Origin of the sequence: Glaciihabitans sp. dw_435, assembly GCF_018449675.1 — a bacterium.
Taxonomy (GTDB): domain Bacteria; phylum Actinomycetota; class Actinomycetes; order Actinomycetales; family Microbacteriaceae; genus Glaciihabitans.
In genome coordinates, this window is record NZ_JAAVUZ010000008.1 from 87,703 (window position 1) to 102,918 (window position 15,216).

At 67.4% G+C, this 15,216-nt stretch carries 13 protein-coding genes; 5 read left to right on the forward strand and 8 right to left on the reverse strand.

All coding sequences use genetic code 11. The features are described from left to right. Nucleotides 1–7: 7 nt before the first annotated feature. Both HB677_RS11940 and guaA read left to right on the forward strand, forming a co-directional pair. Entirely contained in the window at nucleotides 8–442 is a 435-nt protein-coding gene (locus HB677_RS11940) for a DUF3817 domain-containing protein (protein WP_213815933.1), read from the forward strand. Further along, nucleotides 438–2,012 (forward strand): glutamine-hydrolyzing GMP synthase, encoded by a 1,575-nt coding sequence (gene guaA / locus HB677_RS11945; RefSeq protein ID WP_213816008.1) that lies wholly within the window; start codon nucleotides 438–440, stop codon nucleotides 2,010–2,012. The genes HB677_RS11940 and guaA overlap by 5 nt, the downstream gene beginning before the upstream one ends. 23 nt (nucleotides 2,013–2,035) lie before the next feature. Here the strand turns inward: guaA and HB677_RS11950 are convergent, their stop codons facing one another. Both HB677_RS11950 and HB677_RS11955 read right to left on the reverse strand, forming a co-directional pair. After that, nucleotides 2,036–3,007, reverse strand: coding sequence for a hypothetical protein (locus HB677_RS11950; protein WP_213815934.1), 972 nt, complete (start codon nucleotides 3,005–3,007; stop codon nucleotides 2,036–2,038). Nucleotides 3,008–3,079: 72 nt separating this feature from the next. Then, the gene (locus tag HB677_RS11955; RefSeq protein WP_213815935.1) at nucleotides 3,080–4,153 is read right to left on the reverse strand and encodes a hypothetical protein; all 1,074 of its coding nucleotides are present in this window, start codon (nucleotides 4,151–4,153) and stop codon (nucleotides 3,080–3,082) included. A 177-nt stretch (nucleotides 4,154–4,330) separates the two neighbouring features. On the opposite strand from HB677_RS11955, the gene HB677_RS18475 reads away from it, so the two are divergent. After that, nucleotides 4,331–4,459: a hypothetical protein gene (locus HB677_RS18475; protein ID WP_255546564.1), complete on the forward strand. Its 129-nt coding sequence runs from the start codon at nucleotides 4,331–4,333 to the stop codon at nucleotides 4,457–4,459. 87 nt (nucleotides 4,460–4,546) lie between these two features. Here HB677_RS18475 and HB677_RS11960 read toward each other — a convergent pair whose 3' ends face one another. Then, a complete protein-coding gene (locus HB677_RS11960; RefSeq protein WP_213815936.1) occupies nucleotides 4,547–5,347 on the reverse strand; it encodes a Bax inhibitor-1/YccA family protein in 801 nt (266 codons plus the stop codon). Between the two features lie 85 nt (nucleotides 5,348–5,432). Continuing rightward, on the reverse strand, nucleotides 5,433–5,963 hold the full coding sequence (locus HB677_RS11965; protein ID WP_213815937.1) for a hypothetical protein: 531 nt from the start codon (nucleotides 5,961–5,963) through the stop codon (nucleotides 5,433–5,435). 76 nt (nucleotides 5,964–6,039) lie between these two features. On the opposite strand from HB677_RS11965, the gene HB677_RS11970 reads away from it, so the two are divergent. Then, on the forward strand, nucleotides 6,040–7,050 hold the full coding sequence (locus tag HB677_RS11970; protein WP_213815938.1) for a glycerophosphodiester phosphodiesterase family protein: 1,011 nt from the start codon (nucleotides 6,040–6,042) through the stop codon (nucleotides 7,048–7,050). A gap of 13 nt (nucleotides 7,051–7,063) precedes the next feature. Continuing rightward, the gene (locus HB677_RS11975) at nucleotides 7,064–9,568 is read left to right on the forward strand and encodes an ATP-dependent helicase (protein ID WP_213815939.1); all 2,505 of its coding nucleotides are present in this window, start codon (nucleotides 7,064–7,066) and stop codon (nucleotides 9,566–9,568) included. Here the strand turns inward: HB677_RS11975 and HB677_RS11980 are convergent. The 4 genes from HB677_RS11980 to HB677_RS18865 are packed head-to-tail and all read right to left on the reverse strand — an operon-like array spanning nucleotide 9,565 to nucleotide 15,135. After that, entirely contained in the window at nucleotides 9,565–10,353 is a 789-nt protein-coding gene (locus tag HB677_RS11980) for a heme ABC transporter ATP-binding protein (protein WP_307852584.1), read from the reverse strand. The genes HB677_RS11975 and HB677_RS11980 overlap by 4 nt on opposite strands. Next, nucleotides 10,350–11,429 carry an iron ABC transporter permease gene (locus HB677_RS11985; RefSeq protein ID WP_213815940.1) on the reverse strand — a complete coding sequence of 360 codons (1,080 nt, stop codon included), beginning with the start codon at nucleotides 11,427–11,429 and terminating at the stop codon, nucleotides 10,350–10,352. Before HB677_RS11985 ends, HB677_RS11980 begins: the two co-directional genes overlap by 4 nt. Further along, nucleotides 11,426–12,574, reverse strand: coding sequence for a hemin ABC transporter substrate-binding protein (locus HB677_RS11990; protein WP_213815941.1), 1,149 nt, complete (start codon nucleotides 12,572–12,574; stop codon nucleotides 11,426–11,428). The genes HB677_RS11985 and HB677_RS11990 overlap by 4 nt, the downstream gene beginning before the upstream one ends. Continuing rightward, on the reverse strand, nucleotides 12,571–15,135 hold the full coding sequence (locus HB677_RS18865; RefSeq protein ID WP_213815942.1) for an HtaA domain-containing protein: 2,565 nt from the start codon (nucleotides 15,133–15,135) through the stop codon (nucleotides 12,571–12,573). Before HB677_RS18865 ends, HB677_RS11990 begins: the two co-directional genes overlap by 4 nt. Nucleotides 15,136–15,216 lie beyond the last annotated feature (81 nt).

Consider the following 15,216-nt stretch of genomic DNA (forward strand, 5'->3'; position numbering starts at 1 on the left):
TAGGCCCATGCCCCTCAAGCCCAAACCGTCCGATGCGCCGCGCATTCGGAGCGCCCTGAAGCTCTACCGCGTCACCTCGATCATCACCGGCACGTTCCTGCTTCTGCTGTGTCTGATGATGGTGTTCCGGTACATCTTCGGCGTGGACATCGAGATGGGTGGGCCGTTCGGGTTCCTGTACCTCACGCCCAAGGCCGAGATCACCGGCACCAACCTGTCGCAGATCATCCTCATCGTTCACGGCTGGTTCTACGTGCTCTACCTGTACAGCGACTTCCGCCTGTGGAGCCTGATGCGCTGGGAGTTCCCGCGCTTCCTGCTCATCGCCCTCGGCGGCATTGTTCCGTTCCTTTCCTTCTTCCTCGAGCGCAACATCCACCGCGACACCTACGCGGTGGTAGAACAGCTCGAAAACACCCAGCCAGTGGAGGCAACCCATTAGCGAGACCGAACAGAGGCCAGTACTCGTCGTCGACTTCGGCGCCCAGTACGCCCAGCTGATTGCGCGCCGCGTGCGCGAGGCCAGCGTCTACAGCGAGATCGTGCCGCACACGATCACCGCAGCCGAAGTGGCAGCGATGAACCCCCGCGGCATCGTTCTGAGCGGTGGCCCATCCAGCGTGTACGAGGAGGGCTCACCCACTCTCGACCCGGGAATCCTCCAGCTCGGCATCCCGACCCTCGGCATTTGCTACGGGTTCCAGGTCATGGCGCAGCAGCTCGGCGGCGAGGTCGCGAATACGGGCCTGCGCGAGTACGGCTCCACCGCCGTGGTGCTTGCCCCCGGGGCATCCACTCTCCTCGGCGAACAGCCGACCGACCAGACCACCTGGATGAGCCACGGTGACTCGGTCTCGAAGGCTCCCGAGGGCTTCACGGTTCTCGCCTCGAGCACGTCGACGCCGGTCGCGGCCTTCGCCAGCGACGAGAAAAAGATGTACGGCGTGCAGTGGCACCCCGAGGTGAAGCACTCGGAGTACGGCCAGGCCGTCATCGAGAACTTCCTGCACGGTGCCGCGGGCATTGCCGCGGACTGGAACAGCGGAAGCGTCATCGCCGAGCAGGTCGCGCGCATCCAGGAGCAGGTCGGCACCTCGAAGGTCATCGTTGGCCTGTCGGGTGGCGTGGACTCCGCGGTTGCCGCTGCCATCGTGCACAAGGCCGTCGGTGACCAGCTCACCGCGATCTTCGTCGACCACGGACTGCTGCGCCAGGATGAGCGTCGCCAGGTGGAAGAGGACTACGTCGCCTCCACCGGTGTGCGTCTCATCACCGTCGACGCCGTCGACCAGTTCCTCGACGCACTGGCCGGAGTCACCGACCCCGAGCAGAAGCGCAAGATCATCGGCCGCGAGTTCATCCGCAGCTTCGAGGCGGCCGCCGAGGCGCTCGTGCTCGAGGCGCAGGGGGATGGCGCGACCATCGACTTCCTCGTGCAGGGAACCCTGTACCCGGACGTCGTGGAGAGCGGTGGCGGAACCGGCACCGCCAACATCAAGAGCCACCACAACGTGGGCGGACTCCCCGAGGACCTGCAGTTCAAGCTCGTCGAGCCGCTGCGTGCCCTCTTCAAGGACGAGGTGCGCGCCATCGGCCGCGAGCTCGGGCTTCCCGAGGTCATCGTGAGCCGCCAGCCGTTTCCGGGGCCTGGCCTCGGGATCCGCATCGTGGGCGAGGTTACCCGTGAGCGTCTCGAGCTGCTCCGTAAGGCGGACGCGATCGCCCGCGAAGAGCTGACCGCCGCGGGTCTGGACAACGAGATCTGGCAGTGCCCGGTGGTTCTTCTCGCCGATGTGCGCTCGGTCGGTGTGCAGGGGGACGGTCGCACGTACGGTCATCCGATCGTGCTTCGCCCCGTGTCATCCGAAGATGCAATGACGGCCGACTGGACCCGCCTGCCGTACGACGTGCTCGCGCGGATCTCCAACCGCATCACCAACGAGGTCGCCGGCGTCAACCGCGTCGTGCTCGACGTCACATCGAAGCCGCCGGGAACGATCGAGTGGGAGTAGTCGCCTAAGACCCGGTCTGCGGGTCAGCCGGTGGCGGTGGTCTTGCCGCCGCCGGTCGACAGGCTTTTCTCGGCGCTCGTGCTGCTGAGCGTGAACGCGCGGGCGGTCCACGACACCGAGCCGAGGGATTCGCCGGTGGCGGCATCGACGGTGTCGGTCGTGAGGCCGGAGACGATGAAGTCCGCGACGGTGGTGCACGCCATCGACGTGTTGCCCGGCCCGGGCATCGCTGTCAGCAGGCAGAAGTCGTTGGCGTTGTTTCTCGCGATCCAGTAGCGCAGTCCGGCGGTGTCGCTGTGCATCAGCCGGGTCGAGTTGGGCACGAGCCCGGTGTACCGGATTGTCGTGCGGTCGTTGGCGGTCTGCGGCGCGCTGAACCATTTCTCGGATGCGCGGAGGCTGCTGGCAGCGATCGTGCCCGTGTAGTCGTCGGTGTAACTGCCCACCCTGCCGTCGACAAAGCCGTCCCCATTGGCATCGAGCGGTTCGGGCGTCGACACGGTGAACGGCGCGCCCGTCGCACTGGGTTGCACGCGGTTGTCCACCCCGGATCCGTCGCTGTTGGTCGGCACGAAGCGCACGGTCGTCGGCCGGGTCGCGGCGAACGTGGCGCTGGCCACGGCTCCGATGAGGAACGCTGCCGCAACAACCACGAGCCAGCGACCGCGGCCCCAGGGCGCGCGATGCGCCGTGGGACGGTCTCCAGCGACGACGAGCACGTCGGACACCACACCCTCGGGTTCGCCGTCCCCGGTGAGCGTCGCGTCGGACGCGCCCGGCAGGTTGGGGCCGGGGGATGCGGATGCCACGTCGGCGCGCGGTTGCTCGTCGGAGGGTGCCGGCGGTTGCCCCGCACGCTCAAGCTCGTCCAGCTGACGACGGGCGTCGGCAGCGGCCCGCTCGTCCGCGGGGGATTCGGTTCTGCCAAAGGCGATGCGACGGAGGTCGTTCAGGTCGCGGCCTCCCGGAGCGCTTGCGCCCGGGTCATCCATCATGTGCCAGATCGTACATCTTTGTTATTCGTAGGCACGGGGCAATCGGATTGATCTGCTGCGAGGGCGGCGGCCCTACCCAGGACCGAAGGACACGGTGATGTCGGTGCCCGTCCAGACGGCGGTCAATGGGGCTTCGGCGGGCACAGGGCTCGGGTACACGAGCTGCAGACCAACGGAGGTGAAGTCCACCGCGTTGGCGCAGCTGGTTCCCCAGGAGCGTTCCTCGGCGTTGCCGATGATCAGACAGAATGTGTTGACGAGGCTCGGCGTGCCCATGGCGACCCACACGCTCGCGACGGACGTCGTCTGCACCAGTCGCGTCGACGCGGGATCCACGGGAACGCCCTTACTCGACACCAGCGGACCAATGCCGGTGGTCTTGTCGGCCTCCGTCTGCTTGCCGTCGAACCATTTCAGCGCGGCGCGCGCATCCCCGGCGCGGGTGACGGCGCCTTCCGTCGGCTGCGCGTCGGGCTCGCCGCCGGGGCCGACAGCCTCCTGGCCGTTCTGGTCGGCGTCGAAGCCGGGAGTGCTGCGGGTGGGAGAGGCCGAGGGGGCGGATGTCACGGCGCCGGCGTCTGGCCGCAGGCTCGCGATTCCCGCGCTGGCGATCGCACCCAACACGAAGGCGCCTACAACGACGACGGCGAGGTTACGGCGGCGACGCAGGGGCCACCACGGTCGGGACGCGTCCTCATCCTGCACTGGCGGGACCGTCGTCAGGGTGACGACGGGCGCTCCCGATTGCCGTGGTCTGCCGCCTTCCGTCAATGAGGCCGTGCCGGACGACGGCGCGGCGGCCTGTGCCGGCTCTGCCGGGGACAACAGCGCCCGTGCGGCGACGAGGGCGGCAGCGTCATCCGCTTCCCTCCGCTCAATGGTCTCCAGCTCGTCGCGGGCTGTCGCCGCCAGCTCTTCTTCCTCGGGAGACAGCGTGCGGCTGAAGGCGGCGCGCAGCAGCTCGTCCACGCGCGCGGCGCTATCGCGGGTGGGTGGAACCTGCTGCTCGGCGATGCGGCGCAGCACATCGACGCCATCGCGCTCGCCGGTGTAGGCGGCCCGGAACCTCAGGAGGGCATCAGCGCTGCGCGTGATCTCTGCGAGTGCTTCAGCGGCGGTTCGCGCCTGATTGTTGTCCACGTGCATCCCCCGACGGTATGCGGCGAGCGTACCGGATGGGTCGGCGTCGGTGCCGCGCGATCTGTTCCGGCGCGGCCGGGCTTAGTCAAGCCTCCGGCAAGATCGACAGAAATCCCGGTTGCGGGGTACCGTGGCAGGGCGAACGGACAGTTGGCACTCCAGCTTTTGACGAAGGGAATCTCGATGACGAGCGACAAGCGCGACGGCGACGAGCGGGACGGCGAATACACCGACAAGGATCTGGAGACTCAGCCCAAGGGCGAAGAAGAGTCCGGTGAATACACCGACTCGGAGATCCCCGGAGACGAGTAACCTCTCTCACCACAAAATCGCCCCCGTCCTGCCGCTGTAGCGGTGGACGGGGGCGATTTTTTGTGAAGCGGATGCCTCGGGCGATGCTTACTGGCGGAACAGCGAGATCATGCGCAGGAACTCGGTGTACAGCCACACGATGGTGACGACGAGGCCGAACGCCGCGCGCCATCCGAGGATGCGCGGGGCTCCGGTGCGGACGCCCTCCTGGATCGCGGTGAAGTCGAGCACCAGGGAGTACGCGGCCATCAGGATCACGATCGGGCCGATGAGCAGGCCGAGCGGGATGCCGAAGAGGGTGGGCGAGCTGAACAGGCCCCACGCGTCATTGTTGACTCCGGTGAGCTGCAGACCGAGGTTCACGAGCGAGAACAGCGCATACGAGATGCCAGCGATCATGAAGATCTTGGTCGCCCGCTTGGAGGCGCGCACCTTGCCGTTGGCGAAGAGCGCGAGCGTCACAACGAACACGACGGCCGTCGCGATGATGGCCTGGAAGGCGATGCCGGGGAAGCGCATCTCCAGGATCGTCGAGAGCCCACCAATGAAGATTCCCTGGGCGACTCCGTACGCCAGCACCAGGGGAGCGGAGGGCTTCTTCTTGAAGATGTTGACCAGTGCCAGGCCGAAGCCCACAAAGGCGAACGGGAGGTAGAGGCCGGGAAGGAAGAATCCGACGGCCGCACCGGCGAGCACGAAGACCAACGTGATCACGGTCTTCATGATGACGTCGTCGTAGCTCATGCGGTCGGTCTCGGCGGGGCCAGCGGCCGGGCGGCTGTACAGCTCGTCGAGCTGCTGTGCAGTCATACCGGGCGTGGCAACTGCCTTCTCGCCACTGTTCTTGAACGCACCGTTCGTGAACGCGGGATTGGAGGAGAGTGCCATGGGGTCCTTATCTCTGTGAGGAACGTTTTCTATGAGAAATGTGAAACGTTTCTGAGAGCAAGTGTATTCGGCGGAGCCCGCTCAATTACTGGGCATTCGCCCTAAGCGGACGGGGAATTCGGGGCGCGCGGCCGATGCCGGCGATCCACCGCGCCAGCCACGCACTGCCGATCACTGCCACCGCCATGAGGCCGAGCGCGTAGGGCATCCCGCGGTACTCCTGGAAGACGTGCGAGACGACCCAGCCCATCGCCAGTACAGGCAGAACGGCAAGGTAACTCAGGGCCGGACGCTGGCGTATGAGCAGCCAGCAGAGGAAGGGAACGACGAGAGCCCAGGTGGTTCCGGGTCCGGTGAGCAGGATCCAGACGACCGCGACGTTGGGCGCCACCACCCAGGCCCGTCGGGGTCCCCGGGCGGGCAACACAATCCAGCCGGCCGCGTGCGCGAGGGTCGACAGGCCGAGAAGGAACAGCGTGTACGTGTTCGCGCCCTGCAGTCCCACCGTGCTGGAGATCAGCAGTGCCAGGCCCGCGACATACCTGCTGGGGTAGTAGCCCCAGTGCAGCGGAAGCAGGGAGGCGGGCTCCACGCGAACGCTTCGGGTTGTCGTCATGATCGACAGCCTATAAACAGTCGGGACACGACAAAGCACAAAGAAACACTCAGGGCGTTTGCCGTACCTTGGTGGGGTGACTAAACGACCGCTCGTGATCGCGCACCGTGGGGCCAGTGGCTACCGACCCGAACACTCGAGGGCAGCCTACGAGCTGGCGATCGAGCTGGGCGCCGATGCGCTCGAGCCCGACATCGTCTCCACGCGTGACGGCGTCCTCGTGCTGCGTCACGACAACGAGATCTCGGGCACCACCGACATCGCCACGAACCCCAAGTTTGCCGACCGCAAGACAACGAAGGTTGTCGACGGCGTCGAGCTCACCGGATGGTTCATCGAGGACTTCACCTGGGATGAGCTCGCCAAGGTACGCACCATGGAGCGTCTGCCCAAGCTGCGCCGGGGCAGCACGACATTCATCGGCGGCGGAGGCATCCTGCGTCTCACCGACCTCCTCGAGCTGATTGACGCGGCAGACCGCCCCATCATGCTGGTTGCCGAGATCAAGCACCCCACCTACTTTGCCTCGATCGGACTGCATCTCGACGAGATGTTCGCGGCCGTGATGGCCGACTGGGCGACTCCCACCAACCTCGTGGTCGAGTCGTTCGAGCAGTCGGTGCTCGGCAAGATTCGTGCGCGCGGCATCCCGGGTCACTACGTCTTCCTCGCGGATGATGAGGGATCGCCCGCGGACCTCGTCGCGGCCATGGGAGCGAAGGCACCCAGCTATGCCGAACACCTCACGAACGAGGGCCTCGCCCGCCTCGCGCTCAGCGTCGACGGCGTGAGCGTCGCCAAGTCCCTGATTTTGAAGACGGATGACGAGGGCCACGTCATCGGTACGACCGACCTCGTTGCCCGTGCTCACGCACTCGGTCTCACCGCCTGGACGTTCACCCTGCGCGCTGAGAACCACTTCCTGGCTCCGAACCTGCGCAAGGGCAAGGCGGACAACATGTACGGCGACTGGCGCCGGGAGTTCCGGCTGATCATGGATACCGGAATCGACGGGGTCTTCGCGGACCAGCCCGACCTCGCCCTGCAGGCCCGTGACACGGAACCGACTGTCGTAGGTCCCGCCTAGAATTACTCAGGCCATGACCTTTGTCTTAGACCCCTTTGAGTCCGAACCGTCCAAGTTCGGCCCGCCGCAAATTCAGGGGCAGACATCTGCCGGGGGTCGCGGTTCCGGTCAGCAGGGTGGGCACACGTTCACCGATGCGCTGCTCGACGGGTTGAACCCGCAGCAGCGCGAAGCAGTGCTGTACCGGGGTCCCTCGCTGCTGATCGTGGCCGGGGCCGGTTCCGGTAAGACCAGCGTGCTCACCCGCCGCATCGCCGGGCTCCTCGAGAGCCGCGAGGCGTGGCCGAGCCAGATTCTCGCGATCACGTTCACCAACAAGGCCGCCGCCGAGATGCGCGAACGTGTGCAGCAGCTGGTCGGCCGCCAGCAGGCCGAGGGAATGTGGATCTCCACCTTCCACTCCGCGTGCGTGCGAATCCTCCGTCGCGAGGCCGAGAACTTCGGGTTCACCAAGAGCTTCACGATTTATGATTCCGCCGACAGCAGGGCACTTCTCAAGAGGATCATCAAGGAGCTGAACGCCGACACGCTGGGGTTCACCGTCAGCCAGGCATCCGGCAAAATCTCCAAGCTCAAGAACGAGCTGCAAGACGTCGAGTCGTACGCCCGCGGGGCGAATTTCAACGACCCGAACGAGGCGATGTTCCTTGAGATCTTCCGCCAGTACACGCGGTCACTGGCCAGCGCCAATGCCTTCGACTTCGATGACCTCATCGGTCAGACCGTCTACCTGTTCCGTGCGTTCCCGCAGGTGGCCGCGCTCTACCAGCGCCGATTCCGTCACATCCTCGTCGACGAGTACCAGGACACGAACCACGCGCAGTACGCGCTCATCCGCGAACTGACCCGTCCGGTCAACCAGGGCGACCTTCCGCTCGACCTGCAGGGCAAGGGCCACCTCGACGCGGCATCCCTCACCGTCGTCGGTGACAGCGACCAGTCGATCTACGCGTTCCGCGGTGCCGACATCCGCAACATCGTGGAATTCGAGCGCGACTTCCCGAACTCCAGCGTCATCCTGCTCGAGCAGAACTACCGCTCGACGCAGAACATTCTCGACGCCGCCAACTCGGTGATCTCGAACAACTTCGACCGCAAAGACAAGAAGCTGTTCACGACCGTCGGCTCCGGCGAGAAGATCGTCGGCTTCACCGGGTACTCCGGTCACGATGAGGCGCAGTTCGTCGCGGACGAGATCACCGCGTTGCACGAGCAGGGTGTTGCGTACAAAGACATCGCCGTCTTCTACCGCACGAACGCGCAGACGCGTGCGCTCGAAGACATCTTCATCCGCTCGGCGCTTCCCTACCGGGTGCTCGGCGGCACCAAGTTCTACGAGCGCGCCGAGATCAAGGACGCCATGGCGTACCTGATCACGATCGCCAACCCGCAGGACCCGATGGCACTGCGCCGCGTGATGAACACGCCCAAGCGCGGCATCGGCCCCGCCACCGAGGCCGCGCTGCAGAACTTCGCGGACAACCACGACACCACCCTGCGCGACGCGATGCGCAACGCCGACGCCCTCGGCCTCGGCCCCAAGGTCACCGGCGCGATCATGTCGCTCGCGGCCATGCTCGACGAGGTCAGTGCGACAGTCGATGTGCCCGAAGGCACCGTGTCGGCCTCGGCGGCCGACGTGCTGAAGACACTGCTCGACCGCACGGGCTTCATCGAGTCGCTGCGGGCATCCCGCGACCCGCAAGACGAGGCCCGCGCCGAGAACGTCGAGGAGCTCCTGTCGGTGACGAAGGAGTTCCAGAAGAACAACCCGACCGGCACGCTGCTCGACTTCCTGACCGAGGTCTCGCTCGTTGCCGCAGCGGACGATCTGGATGACACGAGCGGAACCGTCTCGCTCATGACCCTGCACACCGCCAAGGGCCTCGAGTACGAGGCGGTGTTCCTCACGGGCATCGAGGAAGACCTTCTGCCCCACCGCATGTCCGCGGGTGAGCCGGGCGGTCCCGCAGAGGAGCGGCGCCTGTTCTACGTGGGCATCACGCGGGCCCGCAAGCGCCTGTACCTGTCGCTCGCCATGACGCGCGCGCAGTTCGGTGAGGTCAACGTCGCGATGCCCAGCCGCTACCTGCAGGAGATTCCGCCGGAGCTCATCGACTGGCGCCAGTCGCCGGGCGAGGCCACGAGTCGCGGTGGCACCCAGCCCCGTGCGCTCAACGCCCGCCGCGGTGCGTTCGGGGCCGAGGCCACCGGCATCACCGGTACCGGCTCGGGTTACGAGTTCGGCTCCAGCGGCCCCAGCGCCACGGCTCTCGCCCGCGCCGCCCGCAAGGAGGCCGCATCCAAGGTCGAGTGGGCGAACAAGGTCACCGGAACCGTGCGCGACAACGGCGACCTCACTCTCACGACCGGCGACCGCGTGCGGCACATCGACTTCGGCGATGGCCGCGTCACCGCCGTCACTGGCGAGGGTGCCAAGCGCGTTGCCGAGGTGCAGTTCGACACGGCGGGACGCAAGCGCCTGCTCATCAAGATCGCGCCGATCGAAAAGATCTAGCGGGCGAAGCGCGTGCGCGCCGGGATGACGAGTGGATGCCCCGTGGTCGGGTGCTCCACGACGTCGATCGCGTGTGCGTAGACCCGACTCAGGATCTCGCTCGTCATGACGTCGGCGGGTGGGCCGGCGGCAACCACGCGCCCGCGCTCGAGGATCACCACGTGGTCGGCGTGGGTCGCGGCGGCGTCCAGATCGTGCATGACGATGGCGACCGCGCCACCGGCGGCGGCGAGTTCGCCCGCCAGCTCAAGCACGCGTTCCTGGTGGGCGATGTCGAGTGCCGCGGTGGGCTCGTCGAGCAGCACGATCGGGGAGCGCTGGGCGATAACCCGGGCGAGGGCCGCACGGGCCTGCTCCCCGCCGGAGAGCGTCGTCACATCCCGCCCGGCCAGCTGCACGATGTCGGTCTGCTCGAGGGCCGACTCCACGATCGCCTCATCGTCGGCCGCGTCATCCGTCGACCGCCAGGCGGAACGTCCCATGGTCACGACCTCCCGCACCGTGTAGGAAAACGCGACCGCCGACTGCTGCAGCAGCACGCTGCGCCTGCGGGCAAGGTCGGCCACGGAGATGGAGCCGAGCGCGTCGGCCCCAAGCCCCACGCTGCCCGTGGTCGGCTGGATGTCCCCGGCGAGGATGCCGAGCAGCGTGGACTTGCCGGCGCCGTTCGGACCGATGATGGCGGTAACGGAACCGGATGCCACGGAGATATCGACATCGTCGAGCAGGCGCATCCCGCGCACGGCGTAAGAGATTCCCGTGGCGTGCAGAGCCGGCCGGGTCACGACAGGCCCGATCCGGACCGGAGGGACTTGCGCATGAGGATGAAGAAGACGGGGCCGCCGACGAGGGCCGTGAACATGCCGATGGGCAGGTCGGCGAAGGGAACGAGCGTGCGGGCAAGCACGTCCGAGAGGCTGATGAGTACTGCACCGCCGAGCGCGCTCGCCGGGATCAGCGCACGGTGCGAGGGGCCGACGATCAGGCGGAGCAGGTGGGGGATGATGAGCCCCACGAACGCGATGATGCCCGCGTAGGCGACTGCCGCCGACGTGAGGATCGCCACACACACGATCGACAGGATGCGCAGGCGTTCGACGTTGACGCCGAGGTGACGTGCCTGGCGCTCGCCGAGGGCGAGCAGGTCGAGCTTGCGGGCAGCGAACAGCGCGCCGCCGAGGCCCACCACGAGGAACGGGAGGGTCGTGCCGACCGCCAGCCAGGAGGCGCCGTTGAGCGAGCCGAGTTGCCAGAACACGATCTGTTCACGGCTGGCGGTGTCGGCGAGGAAGACGCACAGCGCGATGAGTGCGTTCGCGACGGCGTTGACCGCGATGCCGGTGAGCACGAGCGTGAGGATCTGGGTGCGTCCGGTGGAGCGGGACAGGTAGTAGACGAGAAACGTGGTCAGTAGGCCGAATACGAAGGCCATGACCGGAACGGTGGCGCCGCCGAGGAACTCGAGGTGGAACACGATCGCCGAGCAGGCGCCGACGGCACACCCGGCGGAGACGCCGATAACGCCGGGCTCGGCAAGCGGATTGCCGAAGGTGCCCTGCATGATCGTGCCGGCGACGCCGAGCGCAGCACCCACGATGGCCCCGAGCAGGATGCGCGGGAAGCGCACGTTCCACAGGGCGCCGTCGGCAAACCGGTCGGCATCGGTGACGGGAACGAGCCCGATGCGGCGTCCGATCGACGCGAGGATTTCCGACGGTGCGAGCGGGAACTGCCCGACGGTGGCCGACACCGTGATCGTGGCGATGAACAGGATCGCCAGCACCACCACGGTGATGGCGAGTCGCCGCCCCTGCGATCTCACGACCGGCGCCCGCGTGGGCGCCGGTGCCGCTACCGTCACGGGCGCAGCTCGGTCGGGGCGTAGATCGCCTGGGCGAGCGATCGCAGAACGGCACCGGTGGTCGGTCCGAATGACAGGATCTGTCCGTCGCTCATGTCGACGACGCGGTGGTTGTTGCCTGCCGTGGTGTCGCTGACACCGGGCCGCGCGAGCAGGCCCTTCAGCCCACCGGTCGACTCGACGCCACCGGTCATCGTGAGGATCAGGTCGGGATTGATCGCGAGCAGTGCCTCGCTGTTGGCCGGACGGGCGCCCGTTATGCCCGCCTCCGTGGCGACGTCGATCGCGCCGAGCGAATCGATGAGGTCATCCGCCCCCTCGCCCTTGCCGAGGATGAAGAAGATAGAGCCGGCGCCCCGCACGTAGAGGAACGCGATCCGCAGCTTCTTGGCCGGGTCCGACGGCGCCATGGCGGCGATGTCCGCTTTCGCGTCGGTGATTTCCTGCTCCGAGCGGTCGGCGAGCTGCTGGGCCGCGGTGTCAACACCGAGCGCGTGGCCGACGGCGAGGATCTGCTCGCCCACGGTCGCGAGGCTGCGGCTGCCATCGAAGAAGACGACGGCGACACCGGCATCCCGCAACTGGTCCTGCACTTCGCGTGGTCCGATGCTCTTGTCGGTGAGGATGACCGTCGGCTTCAGCTTCAGGATCGCCTCGCCGTTGAGCTCGTGGCCGTCCTGGGTGACGAGCGGAAGGTCGGCCATGCTCGCCATGGTGTTCGAGACGGTGCGCCCGACGAGCTTGTCGGCGAGCCCCAGGCCGACGACGGTTTCGGCGAGGGTGCCGTACAGGTCGAGCGCCAGGATGCGCGACGTGTCCGTGATGGTGACCTTCGTGCCCTCCTCGTCGGTGACGGTGACCGGCAGCACGGACGTGACGTCCGTCGCAATCGGAACGACATCGCTGATGGATGCCGCGGTCGAGGCACCCGTCAGCGAATGCGGGTCCGGAAGGGGCGTGCCGGTCGTCGTCGGGGTGGAGGTTGACGCCGGCGCCGCGGTCGAACCGGCTGCATCGGACGGCGTTGCCGCCTGGCATCCCGCGAGCAGACCGACGGTGAGGACGGCGACGGCGAGAATCAGCGGGCCGCGGGCCCCCGCGGAACTACCGCGCGGGGCTCGCGAGCGGGGAAGGCCGCGGCTCATGACTCGGTCGAGCCGGACGCTGCCGCGCGAACGCGACGGCGACGCACGATCGACAGCATGCCGATGCCGGCGAGCATCAGCGCGCTGGCGCCGAGCAGGCTCACGTCCGGGCTGCCGGTTCCGGTGAGCGCGAGCGACGAGAACGTCGCGGAGTCACACTCGACCGATGCGCCGAGCGGAGCCGACAGGGTCAGTGGCGCGAGCGCCTGGCCGGTCGGGTAGAAGCCGCCGAACGCGGTCGCACCGTTCGCGGTCAGGGTGGTCGAGGCATCCGTCAATCGCAGTGTCGAGGATCCGACGGACGTGCCGCCCGCGGCGATCGTGGCGAACGGAACGTTGCTCATCGAGGTGCGCGTGCCGTCGAGCCCGAGCGTGTTGAAGGAGGCGATGACCGAGGCGGAGCCGGCCGAGGAGAGGCGAACGGACATGTCACTGATAGTGATATCCAGGGCGCCGTCGTGACCGGTGAAGTGCAGGGTGCCCGGGAAGCGCACGATTCCCTTGTCCGCGGTCGTGTTGTAGCTGCCGGTGCCGTTCGACCAGACGAAGCGTCCATCTTCGTCGCCGATGCCTGACAGGCTCCACGAGCCGTTGGCAATGCTGCCGCTGATGTAGGAACGGAACGACGTCTTGATTGCCCAGTCGAGGCTCGCACCGGAGACGGCGCGGGCGACGCACTTCGGTGCCTCCTCCGCGGCGGCCGCGGGCGTCGTCGTCGCCGCCGCGGCGACATACGTCAGGGGAGCGAGAGCGTTCTGCGAGGAATCGAGGCTGCCGACACCAGAGGCCAGCGACGTGTAGATCGCGTATGACTTGCCGTTCGGCGCGGGCAGCGCGACCGTGACCGAGAAGGATCCGTCGGCGTTCAGGCGTGCGGTGCGGGGCACTGTCGGGCCGGCGGCGGTGACGGATGCCCCGGCGGTGACGGTTCCGGACGCTGTCTTGTTGATCGCGATCCAGATCGTCTGGCTCGTGATGAGCGCGCCGGCGCGGCTCGCGGAGTAGTAACCGTCGTAGCCGGCGACGCCGACTCCGAGGTAGATGCCGGGGGACTGCGCGGAGAAGTTCTTACCTGTCACCGTGACGGTTCCGCCGCGGGCGGGGATCTTGCTCACCGAGAGCGAGGGGGCGGGTGCGTCCGGGACCGCGGGGGTCACCGGTGCGGTGGGATCCACGGTCGGCGGCACCACGACGGGCTGGCCGACGTAGCTGAGCTGAGTCACGGTGTTCTGCGACGTGTTGGTGGTGCCAAGGCCGTGGGCCTTCGAGGTGTAGACCGCGTAGGTGATACCCGACTTGGCGGGAAGGGTGACGGTGACCGAGAAGGTTCCCTTTGCGGTCATCGGTGCCGTGCGGCCGAGTGCGGTCGTGCTGTCCGTGTTGTCGATGTCGATCCAGATGGTCTCCGAATCGATGAGCTTGTCCGTCGAGCCGTAGATGCCGGAAAGACCGACGGGTCCGACTCCGAGGTAGATGCCGGGGGAGGTAGCGCTGAAGCCCGTGCCGGTCAGCGTGACCTTGCCGCCCGCGGTGGGGATCTGCGTCGCGGTGATCGACGGGCCCGTGGGCGACGTCGGAGTGGTGGTGGGCGGTGCCGTCGGGGTCGACGTCGGGGGAGTGGTGGGGGTGCCCGTCGGCGTGGTGGTCGGCGGGGTGACGGGTGTTGCGTAGGTGAGCGGTGCGCTCGTGTTCTGGGTGGTGTCGCGACCGGCTCCCTGTCCCTCACCCTTGGAGGCGTAGACCGACCAGGTGGTGACGCCGTCATCGGCGGGAAGGGTCAGCGTTGCGGTGAAGCTGCCGTCGCTATTCATCGGTGCGGTGTTGGCGCCGACGGTGTTGCCGACCTTGATCTGCACGGCCTTGCTGGCGTCCAGTCCCGGTGCGACGTAGAGGTTCGCGGCACCCGAGTGGCCGGCGGCGATGTAGATACCGGGGTCGGTGGTGGAGAAGCCCGTGCCGGAGACGGTCACAATGCCGCCGCCCGCTGGGATCTGCGAGACGGTCAGGGCCGGGGTGGGCGGCGTCGGGGTGCCGGTGGGCGCGCTCGTCGGGGTATCGGTGGGAGAGACCGTGGGTGGCGTGGTGGGCGTTTCCGACGGGGTCGGTGTGGCGGTGGGCGTCTCTACCGGTGCCTCGGCGTAGCTCAGGTTCGTCGTGACGTTCTGGGTGAAGTCGGCGTACGCGCCAAGGCCGTGGGCCTTGGAAGAGAAGACTGCGTACGAAGAATCGGTTCCGGCGGGCGCCGTGATGGTGAAGCTGAAGGTGCCCTGCGCCGACATGGGTTCGGTGCGCGCACCGCTGGATCCGCCCGAGGTGTTGGCAGTGTCCACCCACACTGTTTCGCTGCCGACGAGGGTCGCCGAGTAGAAGCCCGTGGCGGACTGGTTGCCGAGTCCGACGTAGATGCCGGGGTCGGTCGTGTCAAAGCCACTGCCCGTGATGGTGACGGGTCCGCCGCCGTCGGGTGCTTCGCTGACGGTGATTGAGGGGGCTGGTGCCGCCTGCGCGATTGCCCCGCCGCCGACCACCATGGCCGCTGCCAACAAGGCCGTTGTGGCCACACCGAGAATCTTCGTGCCGAAACGTCGCCGGTCCGGGGACGGGCGTGTGGAAATTGACAACGAAGTTCTCCCTGCTGTGGA